The 15,126-nt window shown below is 52.9% G+C and carries 9 protein-coding genes, 18 tRNA genes, 3 rRNA genes and 1 pseudogene (1 of these 31 only partly in view); 24 read left to right on the forward strand and 7 right to left on the reverse strand.

Features of this window, described 5'->3' with window-relative positions; genetic code table 11:
• The 21 genes from KJW29_RS00555 to KJW29_RS00655 form a co-directional block, all read left to right on the forward strand.
• Nucleotides 1-138, forward strand: a 16S ribosomal RNA gene (locus tag KJW29_RS00555); it begins 1,417 nt to the left of the window's first position.
• A 182-nt stretch (nucleotides 139-320) separates the two neighbouring features.
• A 5S ribosomal RNA gene (rrf, locus tag KJW29_RS00560) occupies nucleotides 321-437 on the forward strand.
• 194 nt (nucleotides 438-631) lie between these two features.
• Nucleotides 632-708 (forward strand) — tRNA-Ile (locus KJW29_RS00565).
• 30 nt (nucleotides 709-738) lie between these two features.
• Nucleotides 739-814: transfer RNA gene (locus tag KJW29_RS00570), tRNA-Ala, on the forward strand.
• Between the two features lie 144 nt (nucleotides 815-958).
• Nucleotides 959-3,891: ribosomal RNA gene (locus tag KJW29_RS00575) — 23S ribosomal RNA — on the forward strand.
• The 16S, 23S and 5S rRNA genes sit together here with 18 tRNA genes alongside, the layout of an rRNA operon.
• Nucleotides 3,892-3,980: 89 nt before the next feature.
• Nucleotides 3,981-4,056 (forward strand) — tRNA-Asn (locus tag KJW29_RS00580).
• 3 nt (nucleotides 4,057-4,059) lie between these two features.
• Nucleotides 4,060-4,147 (forward strand) — tRNA-Ser (locus tag KJW29_RS00585).
• A 4-nt stretch (nucleotides 4,148-4,151) separates the two neighbouring features.
• A tRNA-Glu gene (locus KJW29_RS00590) sits at nucleotides 4,152-4,226 on the forward strand.
• A 79-nt stretch (nucleotides 4,227-4,305) separates the two neighbouring features.
• Nucleotides 4,306-4,381: transfer RNA gene (locus tag KJW29_RS00595), tRNA-Val, on the forward strand.
• A gap of 17 nt (nucleotides 4,382-4,398) precedes the next feature.
• Nucleotides 4,399-4,475: transfer RNA gene (locus KJW29_RS00600), tRNA-Met, on the forward strand.
• A gap of 33 nt (nucleotides 4,476-4,508) precedes the next feature.
• Nucleotides 4,509-4,585 (forward strand) — tRNA-Asp (locus tag KJW29_RS00605).
• Between the two features lie 15 nt (nucleotides 4,586-4,600).
• A tRNA-Phe gene (locus KJW29_RS00610) sits at nucleotides 4,601-4,676 on the forward strand.
• 21 nt (nucleotides 4,677-4,697) lie between these two features.
• Nucleotides 4,698-4,773 (forward strand) — tRNA-Thr (locus KJW29_RS00615).
• Between the two features lie 9 nt (nucleotides 4,774-4,782).
• Nucleotides 4,783-4,866, forward strand: a tRNA-Tyr gene (locus KJW29_RS00620).
• Nucleotides 4,867-4,872: 6 nt separating this feature from the next.
• Nucleotides 4,873-4,946 (forward strand) — tRNA-Trp (locus tag KJW29_RS00625).
• Between the two features lie 23 nt (nucleotides 4,947-4,969).
• Nucleotides 4,970-5,045 (forward strand) — tRNA-His (locus KJW29_RS00630).
• 30 nt (nucleotides 5,046-5,075) lie between these two features.
• Nucleotides 5,076-5,150, forward strand: a tRNA-Gln gene (locus tag KJW29_RS00635).
• Nucleotides 5,151-5,155: 5 nt separating this feature from the next.
• Nucleotides 5,156-5,230: transfer RNA gene (locus KJW29_RS00640), tRNA-Gly, on the forward strand.
• Between the two features lie 11 nt (nucleotides 5,231-5,241).
• Nucleotides 5,242-5,315: transfer RNA gene (locus KJW29_RS00645), tRNA-Cys, on the forward strand.
• Between the two features lie 14 nt (nucleotides 5,316-5,329).
• A tRNA-Arg gene (locus KJW29_RS00650) sits at nucleotides 5,330-5,406 on the forward strand.
• A gap of 15 nt (nucleotides 5,407-5,421) precedes the next feature.
• A tRNA-Leu gene (locus tag KJW29_RS00655) sits at nucleotides 5,422-5,503 on the forward strand.
• Nucleotides 5,504-5,548: 45 nt separating this feature from the next.
• Here KJW29_RS00655 and KJW29_RS00660 read toward each other — a convergent pair.
• Nucleotides 5,549-5,992 (reverse strand): tyrosine-type recombinase/integrase, encoded by a 444-nt coding sequence (locus tag KJW29_RS00660; RefSeq protein ID WP_214628354.1) that lies wholly within the window; start codon nucleotides 5,990-5,992, stop codon nucleotides 5,549-5,551.
• A 220-nt stretch (nucleotides 5,993-6,212) separates the two neighbouring features.
• Here KJW29_RS00660 and KJW29_RS00665 point away from each other — a divergent pair, with 220 nt between their 5' ends.
• Nucleotides 6,213-6,647, forward strand: coding sequence for a hypothetical protein (locus KJW29_RS00665; RefSeq protein ID WP_214628355.1), 435 nt, complete (start codon nucleotides 6,213-6,215; stop codon nucleotides 6,645-6,647).
• A gap of 133 nt (nucleotides 6,648-6,780) precedes the next feature.
• Nucleotides 6,781-9,057 (forward strand): ATP-binding protein, encoded by a 2,277-nt coding sequence (locus KJW29_RS00670; protein WP_214628356.1) that lies wholly within the window; start codon nucleotides 6,781-6,783, stop codon nucleotides 9,055-9,057.
• A gap of 138 nt (nucleotides 9,058-9,195) precedes the next feature.
• On the opposite strand, the gene KJW29_RS00675 is transcribed toward KJW29_RS00670, so the two are convergent.
• On the reverse strand, nucleotides 9,196-10,083 hold the full coding sequence (locus tag KJW29_RS00675; protein ID WP_214628357.1) for a hypothetical protein: 888 nt from the start codon (nucleotides 10,081-10,083) through the stop codon (nucleotides 9,196-9,198).
• Between the two features lie 664 nt (nucleotides 10,084-10,747).
• Between KJW29_RS00675 and panB the strand changes: the two genes are divergently transcribed.
• Nucleotides 10,748-11,566, forward strand: coding sequence for a 3-methyl-2-oxobutanoate hydroxymethyltransferase (gene panB, locus KJW29_RS00680; RefSeq protein WP_214628358.1), 819 nt, complete (start codon nucleotides 10,748-10,750; stop codon nucleotides 11,564-11,566).
• Between the two features lie 128 nt (nucleotides 11,567-11,694).
• Here the strand turns inward: panB and KJW29_RS00685 are convergent, their stop codons facing one another.
• The 5 genes and pseudogenes from KJW29_RS00685 to KJW29_RS00710 all read right to left on the reverse strand — a co-directional run bounded on the left by KJW29_RS00685 (nucleotide 11,695) and on the right by KJW29_RS00710 (nucleotide 15,040).
• Nucleotides 11,695-12,942 (reverse strand): DUF418 domain-containing protein, encoded by a 1,248-nt coding sequence (locus KJW29_RS00685; protein WP_214628359.1) that lies wholly within the window; start codon nucleotides 12,940-12,942, stop codon nucleotides 11,695-11,697.
• Nucleotides 12,943-12,952: 10 nt separating this feature from the next.
• Nucleotides 12,953-13,750: pseudogene (locus KJW29_RS00690) on the reverse strand (SDR family oxidoreductase).
• Nucleotides 13,747-14,295, reverse strand: coding sequence for a class I SAM-dependent methyltransferase (locus KJW29_RS00700; protein WP_214628362.1), 549 nt, complete (start codon nucleotides 14,293-14,295; stop codon nucleotides 13,747-13,749). The pseudogene KJW29_RS00690 and the gene KJW29_RS00700 overlap by 4 nt, the downstream one beginning before the upstream one ends.
• On the reverse strand, nucleotides 14,295-14,726 hold the full coding sequence (locus tag KJW29_RS00705) for an SRPBCC family protein (protein WP_246608781.1): 432 nt from the start codon (nucleotides 14,724-14,726) through the stop codon (nucleotides 14,295-14,297). Before KJW29_RS00705 ends, KJW29_RS00700 begins: the two co-directional genes overlap by 1 nt.
• The gene (locus KJW29_RS00710) at nucleotides 14,726-15,040 is read right to left on the reverse strand and encodes an ArsR/SmtB family transcription factor (RefSeq protein WP_181376441.1); all 315 of its coding nucleotides are present in this window, start codon (nucleotides 15,038-15,040) and stop codon (nucleotides 14,726-14,728) included. The genes KJW29_RS00705 and KJW29_RS00710 overlap by 1 nt, the downstream gene beginning before the upstream one ends.
• Nucleotides 15,041-15,126 lie beyond the last annotated feature (86 nt).

Raw genomic sequence — 15,126 nt, forward strand, 5'->3', positions numbered from 1 at the left:
CACACCACGAGAGTTTACAACACCCGAAGTCGGTGGGGTAACCCGCAAGGGAGCCAGCCGCCGAAGGTGGGGTAGATGATTGGGGTGAAGTCGTAACAAGGTAGCCGTATCGGAAGGTGCGGCTGGATCACCTCCTTTCTAAGGATATACCCGGTCACGATGATGACTGGATAGGAAGCATGTCTTCCATAGCAGTAACTCTCAGGCAGGATTGTTGCTCGCTCGTTGTCAGTTTTGAAAGATCAATGATCTTTCGCATGATGCGTATTTTCTGAAGCGATTCGGAGAAGGATGTCATCGAAAAACGCTGTAGCAATCCGTTTGGTGGCGATGGCGGAGGGGAACCACGCGTTCCCATACCGAACACGACCGTTAAGCCCTCCAGCGCCGATGGTACTTGGACCGCAGGGTCCTGGGAGAGTAGGACGTCGCCAAGCGGGTAACTCTTAGATGAAGCGTCGTTATTCTCCCTTGGGAGAGTATCGGGAACTTGATCGATGAATACTCAATGAAGCTTATGCGATAACTAATGAAGTTTCCGATGCCGACCTTGAAGCGATTCGAGATGTGCGGTCATCAGGTGCGGAATGGACGTCGTAAAGCGGATGGAAGTTCAAAACGGAATATCTGAGGGCCTTTAGCTCAGCTGGTTAGAGCGCACCCCTGATAAGGGTGAGGTCGGTGGTTCGAGTCCACTAAGGCCCACCATTATCATCACTGAAGTGTTGATCCCATTATGGGGCCATAGCTCAGCTGGGAGAGCGCCTGCCTTGCAAGCAGGAGGTCAGCGGTTCGATCCCGCTTGGCTCCACCAAGCACATCCCCTTCGGGAGTATGTGCGAATTTGCACCTTGAAAACTGGATAACGAAAGTAAAAAGAAGATGAAAATCTTCTGCTGAAACATCCTTTAGCTGGATTAACAGATGGCTGCAGCAATGTAGTTCATCGAAAATACTAGGTTAAGCTAGTAAGAGCGCACGGAGGATGCCTAGGCACCAGGAGCCGAAGAAGGACGTGGCGAACAACGATACCGCCTCGGGGAGCCGTAAGCAGGCTTTGATCCGGGGATTTCCGAATGGGGAAACCCAGCTGGAGTAATGTCCAGTTACTCTTGAGTGAATACATAGCTCAAGAAGAGGCATACCGGGGGAACTGAAACATCTAAGTACCCCGAGGAAGAGAAAACAAAAGTGATTCCGTCAGTAGCGGCGAGCGAACGCGGATTAGCCCAAACCAAGGAGCTTGCTCCTTGGGGTTGTAGGACATCTCACATGGAGTTACAAAGGAATGGATTAGGCGAAGAGGTCTGGAAAGGCCCGCCATAGCAGGTAAAAGCCCTGTACCCAAAAGTCCATTCTCTCCGAGGTGTATCCTGAGTACGGCGGGACACGTGAAACCCCGTCGGAATCCGGCAGGACCATCTGCCAAGGCTAAATACTCCCTGGTGACCGATAGTGAAGCAGTACCGTGAGGGAAAGGTGAAAAGCACCGCGGGAGCGGAGTGAAAAAGAACCTGAAACCGTGCGCTTACAAGAAGTCAGAGCCCGATCAATGGGTGATGGCGTGCCTTTTGTAGAATGAACCGGCGAGTTACGATTACGTGCAAGGTTAAGGTGGAAAGCCGGAGCCGCAGCGAAAGCGAGTCTGAATAGGGCGATTTGAGTACGTGGTCGTAGACCCGAAACCGTGTGATCTACCCCTGTCCAGGGTGAAGGTGCGGTAACACGCACTGGAGGCCCGAACCCACGCACGTTGAAAAGTGCGGGGATGAGGTGGGGGTAGCGGAGAAATTCCAATCGAACTCGGAGATAGCTGGTTCTCCCCGAAATAGCTTTAGGGCTAGCCTCGGTTATGAGTGTCGTGGAGGTAGAGCACTGATTGGGTGCGGGGCCCGCCAAGGGTTACCAAGTCTAGTCAAACTCCGAATGCCATTGACATGCTTACCGGGAGTCAGACAGTGAGTGCTAAGATCCATTGTCAAGAGGGAAACAGCCCAGATCATCAGCTAAGGTCCCCAAGTGTGTGTTAAGTGGGAAAGGATGTGGAGTTGCACAGACAACCAGGATGTTGGCTTAGAAGCAGCCACCATTTAAAGAGTGCGTAATAGCTCACTGGTCGAGTGACTCTGCGCCGAAAATGTAACGGGGCTAAACACACCACCGAAGCTATGACATTGCAGCTTGCTGCATTGGGTAGGGGAGCGTTGAATACGGATTGAAGTTGGACCGTGAGGACTGGTGGACTGTATTCAAGTGAGAATGCCGGTATGAGTAACGAAAAGACAAGTGAGAATCTTGTCCGCCGAAAGCCTAAGGGTTCCTGAGGAAGGCTCGTCCACTCAGGGTAAGTCGGGACCTAACGCGAGGCCGAAAGGCGTAGTGGAAGGACAACAGGTTGAAATTCCTGTACCACCGTAAGCCGTTATGAGCAATGGGGTGACACAGAAGGGCAGTGACGCGGGCTGATGGAATAGCCCGTCCAAGCAGTGAGGCTGACTTGTAGGCAAATCCGCAAGTCGTTAGGCTGGGCTGTGATGGGGAGCGAAAATTGCAGTAGCGAAGGTCATGTACTCCGGCTGTCAAGAAAAGCCTCTAGCCAGGTGATGGTGCCCGTACCGCAAACCGACACAGGTAGGCGAGCAGAGCATGCTAAGGCGCGCGGAAGAACTCTCGTTAAGGAACTCGGCAAAATGACCCCGTAACTTCGGGAGAAGGGGTGCCTCGGTAGGGTGAATAGCCCGAGGGGGCCGCAGTGAAAAGGCCCAATCGACTGTTTAGCAAAAACACAGGTCTGTGCGAAGCCGTAAGGCGAAGTATACGGGCTGACGCCTGCCCGGTGCTGGAAGGTTAAGGGGAGCGGTTAGGGGCAACCCGAAGCTGTGAACCGAAGCCCCAGTAAACGGCGGCCGTAACTATAACGGTCCTAAGGTAGCGAAATTCCTTGTCAGGTAAATTCTGACCCGCACGAATGGCGTAACGAATTGGGCGCTGTCTCAACGAGAGATCCGGTGAAATTTTAATACCTGTGAAGATGCAGGTTACCCGCGACAAGACGGAAAGACCCCATGGAGCTTTACTGCAGCTTGATATTGGACTTTGGTACGATCTGTACAGGATAGGTGGGAGCCTTTGAAGCCGGAGCGCCAGCTTCGGTGGAGGCGCCGTTGGGATACCACCCTGATCGTATCGGAGTTCTAACCTGGTACCGTGAATCCGGTACGGGGACCGTGTCAGGCGGGCAGTTTGACTGGGGCGGTCGCCTCCTAAAATGTAACGGAGGCGCCCAAAGGTTCCCTCAGAATGGTTGGAAATCATTCGAAGAGTGCAAAGGCATAAGGGAGCTTGACTGCGAGACCTACAAGTCGAGCAGGGACGAAAGTCGGGCTTAGTGATCCGGTGGTACCGAATGGAAGGGCCATCGCTCAACGGATAAAAGCTACCCTGGGGATAACAGGCTTATCTCCCCCAAGAGTCCACATCGACGGGGAGGTTTGGCACCTCGATGTCGGCTCATCGCATCCTGGGGCTGAAGTAGGTCCCAAGGGTTGGGCTGTTCGCCCATTAAAGCGGTACGCGAGCTGGGTTCAGAACGTCGTGAGACAGTTCGGTCCCTATCTGTCGCGGGCGTAGGAAATTTGAGAGGAGCTGTCCTTAGTACGAGAGGACCGGGATGGACGTACCGCTGGTGTACCAGTTGTTCCGCCAGGAGCACCGCTGGGTAGCCAAGTACGGACGGGATAAGCGCTGAAAGCATCTAAGCGTGAAGCCCCCCTCAAGATGAGATTTCCCAGTATGTAAGACCCCTTGAAGACGACGAGGTTGATAGGTTCGGGGTGGAAGCACAGCAATGTGTGGAGCTGACGAATACTAATCGGTCGAGGGCTTATCCTAATCGCTTATTTGGTCATACAGCCGGTAAGCAAGCTAAAGATTCAGCAACTTTCGTATCCAGTTTTCAATGTGCAAACATTGAAGCATATTCCCTGATAGCTCAGTTGGTAGAGCACTCGACTGTTAATCGAGTTGTCACAGGTTCGAGTCCTGTTCGGGGAGCCATACAGAGAGGTGTCCGAGTGGTCGAAGGAGCACGATTGGAAATCGTGTATACGGCAACGTATCGAGGGTTCGAATCCCTTCCTCTCTGCCAGTAAGGCCCGTTGGTCAAGGGGTTAAGACACCTCCCTTTCACGGAGGTAACAGGGGTTCGAATCCCCTACGGGTCACCAACTTTTCTTTAAAAAAATCTTCAAAAACGACTTGCAATCATACATAAAGATGTGATATGATATAAAAGTCGCTCGCCATGGAGGATTAGCTCAGCTGGGAGAGCATCTGCCTTACAAGCAGAGGGTCGGCGGTTCGATCCCGTCATCCTCCACCATGAAAATTTCTTACTGACGCGGGGTGGAGCAGCTCGGTAGCTCGTCGGGCTCATAACCCGAAGGCCGCAGGTTCAAATCCTGCCCCCGCAACCAATTACCATCGGAGATGTCCGAGATTAATGATCTGGAGCTGTGGTGTAGAGGCCTAACATGCCTGCCTGTCACGCAGGAGACCGCGGGTTCGAATCCCGTCAGCTCCGCCATTTATGGCATCATAAGGCTCGGTAGCTCAGTCGGTAGAGCAGAGGACTGAAAATCCTCGTGTCGGCGGTTCGATTCCGTCCCGAGCCACCATTTAAGTATGTTTTTATTTTTGCCGTTGTAGCTCAACTGGTAGAGCAACTGACTTGTAATCAGTAGGTTGGGGGTTCAAGTCCTCTCGACGGCACCATTGTTTTTTGGAGGATTAGCGAAGTGGCCAAACGCGGGAGACTGTAAATCTCTTCCTTCGGGTTCGGTGGTTCGAATCCATCATCCTCCACCAGTTTGTAGGGGCATAGTTTAAAGGTAGAACAAAGGTCTCCAAAACCTTTGGTGTGGGTTCAATTCCTGCTGCCCCTGCCAGATTTAATTTAGTGTGTAGCGTGGCGGTCGTGGCGAAGTGGTTAACGCATCGGTTTGTGGATCCGACATTCGGGGGTTCAATTCCCCTCGATCGCCCCATAACTCACACACAAACGAAGTATCTAGTGTTGGGGATTAGCCAAGCGGTAAGGCAACGGACTTTGACTCCGTCATTCCTAGGTTCGATCCCTAGATCCCCAGCCATCAATGCGGAAGTGGCTCAGCGGTAGAGCATCGCCTTGCCAAGGCGAGGGTCGCGGGTTCGATTCCCGTCTTCCGCTCCATCATTTCTTCTGGCGCCATAGCCAAGTGGTAAGGCAGAGCTCTGCAAAAGCTCTACCCCCAGTTCGAGTCTGGGTGGCGCCTCCACAATACCATAATGAGCGGCCTTAGCTCAGCTGGATAGAGCGTTTGACTACGAATCAAAAGGTCAGGAGTTCGAATCTCTTAGGCCGCGCCATTATCTTCTCGAAATGCCGGTGTGGCGGAATGGCAGACGCGCGCGACTCAAAATCGTGAGGGAAACCGTGGAGGTTCGAGTCCTCTCACCGGCACCACATTAACAACTGACAGTTCATTAGAGAATATCTAATGGGCTTTTTTTATATTTTGATTACTCCATTCATTGTGTTTCCTGAGGATACTTTTGAACTGAATTCCAGGCGAGAATAAATGTTAGCTGTTGCGGAGTAGTCACTGTGACCTAACCACTCTTGAATTTCTTTTAGGCTGACGCCATTGCTCAAGAGCAGAGTGGCGCAGCTATGGCGAAGATCGTGATAACGGATATGCCAGAAATTGTTTTTTTTCAAAACGAGAGCAAAATGTTGTGAAAGATAGTTGGGTTTGATTCGATCGCCAATTTTATCTACATAAATATAGCCCAGATAGTCCGTACAATAAGATTCCTTACAGACCTGTTTATCTGCTTCTTGCTGCTGTTTTAAACGTATCAGAAAGTCGTAGAAGGCGTCTAACGAGGGGAAGCGTATGGCGGCTCGACTTATTTTTTGTCCGGCCTTTTGAAATGGTGACCAGTTTCCCATCAAAGAGCCGGTCGTAACAGTATGCTTGTCCCCTTCACCACTTCTAATAACTGATTAACTTCTGCTGCTGTTTAAAAAAGCCGAGAGTATAGTTCCAAGGCTTGGAACATACTTCGGCGGATCGATTAAATAAATGAAACTATTGGCTATAAAGATGTGATGCGAGTAATGCAATATTAATGCTGAAAATGCGATACCGAAGCTGGCGGGCGAAGGGCGTATGCTTCGGCGGCATGTGGTTGGCGAAGAAGGGGAGTTCCCTGGCTGGGGGTGGTGGCCGGCAATTTTTCCTACGGGGCGGAAGTGGAATGGACATTCCCAAACGTGGGCTGGCATTGGGAAGGCATTCATTTCCGCCATTACGTCGACGCGCGGATCAGGGCTGCTCTGTTTGTGTCTCTTCTCGGATATCGGATCGCAGGGCGGAAGGACGCTTGTCGTGGAAGGCTCTCACCATCTGTGCCACCCGTTCCTTATTCATGCCGCTTCGCCAAACGATAGCGGGGTTCCGCGGTTCATGTGCAATCGCACGTCCCCGCTGAAGGAGAAGCTTCGCATTGCCGCAGCAGGTGCCGCCGACGAGTCGCCGCTGGAACGAAGTGGTTTGAATTTCGATAATTGCGCACAATACCATCCTTACCGACTGTTGAACTGACAGGATACGACTACATGTATGATAACGTAGCAGGAATTCATTTTGCCTCGTCGAAATAAATTAAATCATGAACATAAACAAGAACCTGAAGCTTTTACTCCTTTCACTTCTATTTATAATGGCCTTGGTGAGCTTGCGATTTTTTTATTACAGCTTGATCCAACCCGCGGATCATCCGCTGGCAGAGAACGGTATTTTGGATTTGCGTCTGCTGCTTCCGCTTCATCTTTATATGGATGATATCACCCGCAAGCTGGAGCTCATCTTTGTATCAGGCACCTACCTGCTCGTTCCGATCATCGTCTATCGCTCTATCTTGCAAGGGTTGAAAGATTACGTGTTTATTTTGCTGGCCACCATCAGCGTTTTCGTCAGCACTGCTTGGGGACTGCTTTCCAGCAGCACGCTAATAGAAGTATACTATTATCCGTTCGATTTTGTCATCGCCTCGTTCAGCTTCGCTGCTTTTTGGTTCAAACGTTTTTTCCAGGCCACATCAGAGACGAAAAAGCTCGCGCTGCGATTACAAGACGAGGATAAACGCAAGGACGAGTTCCTTGCCAATACCTCTCACGAACTGCGCAATCCGCTGCATGGCATCATCAATATCGCCCAAGCTGTACGGGAAAATCCGAACAATACGCTGGAGCACAAAGACCGCGACAACCTGGATCTGTTGATTACGGTAGGGAGACGCATGTCCTCGATGTTGAACGATCTGCTAGATGTTTCCAGGCTGAAAGACAGCCAGATTCGTCTTGATCTTCGCGCCGTATCCGTTGCTTCAATCACGGCGGGGGTATGCGACATGCTGCGTTTCATGACCGAGAACAAGCCGGTTCGTCTGGTACAGGACATTCCCGATGACTTCCCGCCGGTCCATGCGGATGAGAATCGTTTAACGCAAATCTTATTTAATCTGCTGCATAATGCCATCACCTACACCGATTTCGGCGAAGTTCGGTTAATTGCGGCGTACAACGGCGACCGGGCGATCCTGCGCATTCGCGATACCGGGGTAGGTATGGATCAAGCGACGATGGACCGCATTTTCCTCCCGTATGAGCAAGGGAATGGCAGCCAAACCGGGCGCAGCGGCGGCCTGGGGCTCGGCCTGCACATCTGCCAACAGCTTGTGGAACTGCACGGCGGGCGGTTGGACGTGCGCTCTTCTCCGGGACAGGGGGCCGACTTCAGCTTCACCCTTCCCTTCTCGCCCTCCGTTCCGCTGCTGAGCGTGGCAGAAGCGGCAGCTGCAGAAACGCGACAGCTTGCGAATGAGCGGACGAAGCCTGACGCCACGTTAGGTTCGGAAAGGAAAGCGGCCGGAAGCGGAGAAATCGTTGCCGCCTCACTGGATGGAGCGGATACTGCTGCCCGGAACGAAGAGCATGGCAAAAACGTCGCCCGCATTCTTGCAGTCGACGACGATCCGGTCAATCTGAGAATTTTGCAAAACCTGCTGGCTGCAGAAGACTCTTCCATTACCCCGGTTTCTAGCGGGGCGGAAGCACTGAAGCGATTAGGCGAAACCCGCTTCGATCTGATCATCGCCGATGTGATGATGCCGCTCATGTCCGGATATGAACTGGCCCGAGCGGTCAGGGAACGTTTCTCCTTGTCTGAGCTTCCGGTTCTGTTGCTGACGGCGCGCAATCATCCGCAGGACATCGGCACCGGCTTTCGATCGGGCGCCAACGATTATGTAACGAAGCCGGTCGACGCCCTCGAACTCAAGTCCCGGGTACGCTCGTTGATCGCCACCCGACGTTCGTTCGAAGAACATTTGCGCATGGAGGCGGCCTGGCTGCAGGCGCAGATTCAGCCTCACTTTCTGTTCAACACGTTGAACACAATCGGGGCGCTGAGCGAGATCGACACGGCACGCATGCGCCAGGTTCTCGATGCCTTCAGCAGCTACTTGCGAACAGGCTTCGACTTCCGGAACCTCAACCGCGTCGTACCGATCGAACATGAGTTGATGTTGGTTCGTTCCTACCTGTCCATCGAGCAGGAGCGATTTGCCGAGAGGCTGGAAGTATCCTGGCATCTGGATGAACCACTGCTTGTCGAGTTGCCCCCGCTAACGATACAACCGCTTGTCGAAAACGCCCTGAAACACGGCATTCTCAAACGGTCGCGCGGCGGCAAGGTGGAGATCGCTGTCAGGCAGGATGAACGGGAAGCAACGGTTTCCATCAAAGACAACGGCGTGGGTATGGAAGAGGCTCTCATTCGCGATGTGTTGAATCATTCGGTAGCGAACAAAGCGGGAGTCGGTCTTTCCAATACCGACAGACGATTGAAGCAAAACTACGACCGCGGCTTGACCATCATCAGCGCTCCCGGACAAGGCACCGAGGTCGTCTTCCGCATTCCCATTGCCGAAGTCGGCAATCGGGAGCCCTGAACGAAAATCGGTAAATCGCTCCTCTTGGCCAGGATTGCCTCTAAAAAAGAAACGCAGGATTCACCATAAAAAGGCTCACACGTATCGCAGGTTTCCAAGCAAACGGGCTAACAATGCGAAGCGGTCAGGGCCGCAAAATCAGCCTTCCGGTGCGGCGTACTTACTCACGTCCGGCTCGAATGCTGCTTCGTTGGAGGGGTCCAGCTCTACGTGGGTTGTTCCGCGATCGTCGGTCAGCACGAGCATGCGCGCTCCGACGACGGGAACGCGGTCTGCGCTGGTGCGCATGTGCGCTGAGATGACACGAGAAGCGCCGTTGACCATGTAGCCTACCTCGACAGTGAATACCGGGAGATCGAAGAGCCAGCTGTTCGTGAAGTTCACGGCGGTTAGCGTCCCGGTGAATGACGAGCCTTTCGCGTATAGATGCTCGATATCCGCCTGACGCCGCCGGGCGTGGGCGATCGAGCGGGGCAACCGTAGAAGCACGATAGCGGCCCAGAGCGCGAAGCTGGCTCCGACGACGGCGCCAAGCTCCGGCGGAATTGTCGGCGACGTCGCGAGGGCCTCGAGGTCAAAGGGGCGCGACGTATCGCTACTCAGCGTCCAGAGCAGGAGAACTCCTGCGGCTGCAACGAGTCCTCCTGCGATTGCAAGCATCGCGAACAATCCGGCGACTCTGATCTGTCCGAACTGCTCGTCCGCTCGCGAGTACAATCCGACGGTCGCACCGATTGCGACGAACAGCAGCACCACGGCGACGCTCACCGTGGCCGGATGGCCGAGGAACATGCTGATCGCCGGTGTCGGCGCTAGGCCAAGCAGAGCGCCGAACGGCACGGAGCCTGTCATCGCCCATAATGCAGCGGCTGCGATCAGCCACGGCAGCAGCGGAGCAGCGCGTCCGGTGTGACGGTCAGGACGGAACAACGTCATCCTTACACCCTTGTCCGTGGTGGAGAAAAGCGGCAGCGTCTCAATATGCTCCTGCTGCCCATTCTGCTGACCCTCCGCAGCCCCCCTCATCGGCATGACCCTCCCGAGGGAGATTCGTGAAACTCGAGCGGCGACGGAGGAGTCCCCGCAGCGCAGCCGGATCGATCAACTATAAAATGGAGGAGCTGCTTCCCTTTTTGTTGTTCTTCCACATTATTAAACAATTCAATCTTATATATTTGATAAGGTAGAGGTGAACTTTTGTATGCGTTCTCAAATTTCCGTTCGCATTGACGCTGATCATCTTTGGCCATACACACGTTCCTATCCATGATTTTTTAGCTATATCATAACACATATGAGTACTAGCCGGGTGGGTAGGCAGCCGCGTTAAGCAAACGGGCTGGAATATAAGCTGGCTTACCCGGCTCGGGGTTACTCCTATAAGCTGCGCCGATATTGTGACAATGATCGAGGGTGCGCTCGGCATGTATAATCATCAAAGAAGAACTGGCCACAGCTGCTTCTTTCAGCGCTTTATCTCGCAAATCATGACGAGCAAGTCGCCGGTTGGCTATGCGGAAGACATTGATGCTTAAAACATTGATCATTACAATCAGAATAAAGGTTTGATATACTTAGAGATGTCCGGATTGCATCCAAATGGAGCTGATACCTGACTAAACAGCATAGCAAAATTTTTCTTAAACCGCGCTTTGATTCATTCGTGAACAGAGACAAGGAGGAACGCGCTTTGAAAAAAACATTGTCAGATTTACGTAGCAAAAAGCAATTGAAACAGAAAATTTCCATGTTAACTTGTTACGACTACCCTACGGCTCGCTTGCAGGACCAGGCAGATATGGATGTTATTTTTGTCGGTGATTCACTCGGCCCCAATGAGTTAGGCTATGAGCATGAGAAGGACGTTACGTTAGAGGACATGATTCATCACCTTAAGGCAGTCCGCAGGGGTATAAAGAATGCTTATCTTTTGGCCGATATGCCTTATGGAACCTATGACACGATTGAAGCAGCGCGTACTACTGCGATGAAATTGATTGACCATGGCGCAGATGGAGTTAAATTGGAAGGACTGGAACTGGCTGTAATAGAGGACCTTTCCAAAAGAGGTATTGAAACATGGGCCCATTTAGGATTTAATCCTCAAAAACATACTGAGGCTAGCGTTCATGGCAAGACGTTTGAAACAGCGAGGTCACTAGTCGAGGCGGCAGACGCCTTGCAGAGTGCGGGAGCTTGTATGATGGTACTCGAGCTTGTTCCTGAAGAGGTAGGAGCTCTGCTGACGGAGCGTTTGTTGATTCCTACCATTGGCATAGGGGCTGGGAGGTTTACAGATGGGCAGGTTTTAATTGCACATGATTTATTGGGACTAACGCCTAAGAAGCTTCGACACGCTAAAGATTATGGACAATTGGATCAGCATATGCTAACCGCTTTTCAACATTACGTGAAAGATGTGAGTAGTGGAATGTTTCCCGAAAAAAGTAACTTACGCCATATGGATCAGGATGAACTGCATCTATTAAGATGTTATTTGTTGAAATAGACTGGTTGGTTCTGCTTATATCATTCAAATATAGCGAGCCTTATCTGTTTTTCGTCTTAAGGGCCTATCGATGTCCAATGACCACTGTCCAAAAACACGAACCGGTTTGTTTTGTGGAACAGGAAGTTCTAATCGTCACCGGATGCGAGGCAGCGGTTTTTCATCGACTGACGTTTGCCGTACGTCAAGGAACGCCAAACCCATTCGAACGGTCCGAAGCGGAAGCGGCGCAGCCATAGTCCGCTTAGCCAAACTTGAACCGCAAAAATGAGCAAGGATAGCGCAAGCCCGATTGATGGCGCGATTTGACCGTACCATCCGAGACCGTAGCTGTAAAACAGGAAGGTGCATACGAAGGACTGTAGCAAATAGTTGGTAAGCGCCATACGTCCCGCAGCCTGGAGCGGCGTAAAGAGCTGTCTCCAGAAGCTCCGCCGAATGAGCAGCAGCAGGCTGGCCATATAAAACAGCGCGATCGCCGGACCGGCGATCAGGATACCCGCCCAATGCGCGGTGTTAAACCCGATTTGTCCCGCGTCTACCGTATGGTACAGCCAAAGCTGGAACGCCAGAAACAAAATTCCGATGCCGCCGCTCCACCGCCAAACTTTACGGATCGCCGCAACATGGCGGTCCGGATCGCGCAGCCATCCTTTCTGCCAGCCATACGCTCCGAGTAGAAACATAGCGAACGTTAAAGGAATTGTTAATAACGAGCTGTTTTGCAAATGGGAAAGGTCGACAAGCCGCTGTCGAAATATTTCCTCGTACGTGCCGCCGCTGTAAACCGCATTTGAATCGTGTAGCAGCCGCAATGCCTCGTCCGCCGACGGCCCGAGAGGAAGTCCCCATGGGACAAGCTCGGGCGCAAACGTATGAGCCGCAATCCATGCGGCGGGAATCAGCAAAAGACCGAGCGCGGTGTACAGAAGCGTATTCAGCTTGCGTCTGTAGAAGGCGAGAAGGGCAAAACCGAGCATCGCGTACACAAGCAAAATATCGCCGAGCCAAATGAAATAGCTGTGCAACGCGCCGAACAGCAGCAGCACAACAAGCCGCCTTATGTAAAGCGCAGTTCCTCTTCGGCCTTTTCGTTCGGCATTTTGGAGAAATAGAATGAAGCCCGCTCCGAACAAAAAGGAAAATATCGAAATAAACTTATAGTCGATGGCGATATAGATCAGTTGCTTCACGAGCAGATCTGCCGCTGCGCTCCACCATTCAACATTCACCATATTCATATAGACGGAGGCGGACGCAAACAGCGGCATATTGGCGATGACGATTCCGAGCAGCGCCAGCCCGCGTATCATATCGAGATGGGCCGCTCTCGCCTCTCGTCCCCCGGCATTCGGCTCCACGTTGCTGCGCTTCATGCGTGGAGCCCTACAAGCTTTCGCCGGGCGGGTCGATATCGCGGAAGCCGTATTCCACCGCAACATCGGCGACTCGCAGCGTTTGGCCCGAGTATCGCTGCACGTCCGGATCCGTAAGCAGCGCCTGAACCGCGCGCCCCGGGAACTCGATGGAATCGCTCCCCGGCGGTCGTTCGCCGATCGCCGCTACAATCGCTTCGGTTCGCGTAAATCCGGGAGAGAGCGCCACGGCGGCAACCCCTTGGGAACGGAAATCGCGAGCAAGCGAACGGGCAAGCCGACTCACGCTGCTCATCGCCAGATCGTAGAACAGATTGCCCATCACGTCCGCCTTAGGATCCGTATATCCGGTCAATATTACGAGACCTTTCCGTTCCATGAGCAGCGGCGCGGCGTACCAAGCGGAAACCAGATGACTTCGAACGCCGATGTCGATCATGTTCCGCCAGTTTTCAAGCGGAAGCGTCCAGAACGGGCCGTTCTGGAAAGGGAGCGCGTTCCCGTTGCAAGCATTGGCGACGAGCAGATCGATCCCGCCGTGTTCATCTCGAATACTCGTAAACAACGCTTAGACGGCGCTGTCGTCCGTATGGTCGAGGGGGATCGCAATACCTTTCCCGCCTCTGGCCGTCACCTGCTCCGCCGTATCTTCGACCGTGCCTGGCAAGGGCGACGTCTTTCGGCTCCGGGATTCAATATCGGTGACATAGACGGTGGCGCCGGTTTCCCCGAGCACCAATGCGATGCCGCGCCCGATGCCGCGCGCCGCTCCCGTGACGACAACGACGGTGCCGCTTCGATCGTTCATTCGTTGTCACTCCCGTTTTTGGATTCGTCTACTTCAGCAACGATGCATACGCCCGGAACCGGTAACAGCTCATGGGCGATCATGTGCTTGATCGCAAACCCGGCGCTTATGAAATGGCCGGCGGTACGATCGGCAATAAGCTGCAGCTTGCTTGCTGCCGGAGGCTGATTGAACACATAGACGGCGCCGCCGGGCGCCAGCATCTGTTTCATGAGGTCCAGGCCGCAATCGCGCTCCAGCCAAAACTGATTGACGTTTACAGCAAAAATTTTGTTGAACCGGCTTTGGGCAAAATCGGCTTCATGCAAAGAAACGGCTAGAAAGCGAGCCTTACCGGATGCGACATGCTCTGCATTGTTTTTCTCAGCGAGGCGAATCATTTTAACCGATCGATCGATAGCGGTGATGCTGCCGTTTGTCAACGTCCTGCAAATTTCAGCAACCGCCGCTCCGTTGCCGCAGCCGATTTCAAACAGCCGGTCGGACGGAGAGATCGCAAGCACATCGACTGCCCAGCGGATTCGATCCACTATAGTCGCTCCCATTATGAGGCTCCCTGACCGATCGTTCCATCGTTCGTTAACACATCCCGCAGCTGCGGCAAATTGCGATTCCAGCCATCCTCGTGGCATTCCCGTTCGGACTCCGGTACAGAGGAGTGCTGGAGGTGCAGCCAGGTACCGCCGGCATCGGGTTTCAGCGCAATGTCCACAATGGAAGAGCCCGGCGGATGGACGTCGCTTCCTTTCCACCCCCATGTGAATACGATTCGCTCATAAGGGTCAATCGTCTTGAACGTGCCGAGCACGATATCGTGTCCGTTCATATCGATCTCGATGCGGCCGCTCTCTGCCGGTTCCAGCTTTGCTTGTTGGCCTAACCATAAACGAAGCTTGGCGGCATCGGTGAAATACGAGAAAATCGTGCTGGGCTTTGCCTCAATGAAAATTTCCCGCTTAATGCCTACATCGCTCATCACTGCTCCTTCTCCCTTTCTTCGGCTTCGGCCAACTGCTTCAGCACCGTAAGATGATCGTCCCAAAACTGCCCTAAATATTGCTGTAAATCTTCAAAACCTTCCTTTCGCAAATAGTAAATTCGACTGTTCTTCCGCTTCTCCACGCCGACCAGCCTGGCTTGCAAAAGCACCTTCAAATGTTGGGATACGGCGGAGCCGCTAATGTCGAAGGAGGAAGAGAGGTCGCCTGCCGTCCGTTTGCCATGCTTGAGAATGTCCAGCATCCGTCTGCGATTCGGGTCGCTGAATGCGGTGAAAATGTGATTGTTCATGAGCATATTTTAGCAAAAACTTAATTTAGTGTAAACTTAAATTATTCGTTCTGTGCTAGATACGATCGTCGTGTGCCTTGGCACGG

It is taken from the genome of Paenibacillus agaridevorans (genome assembly GCF_018604145.1).
Lineage (GTDB): Bacteria > Bacillota > Bacilli > Paenibacillales > Paenibacillaceae > Pristimantibacillus > Pristimantibacillus agaridevorans.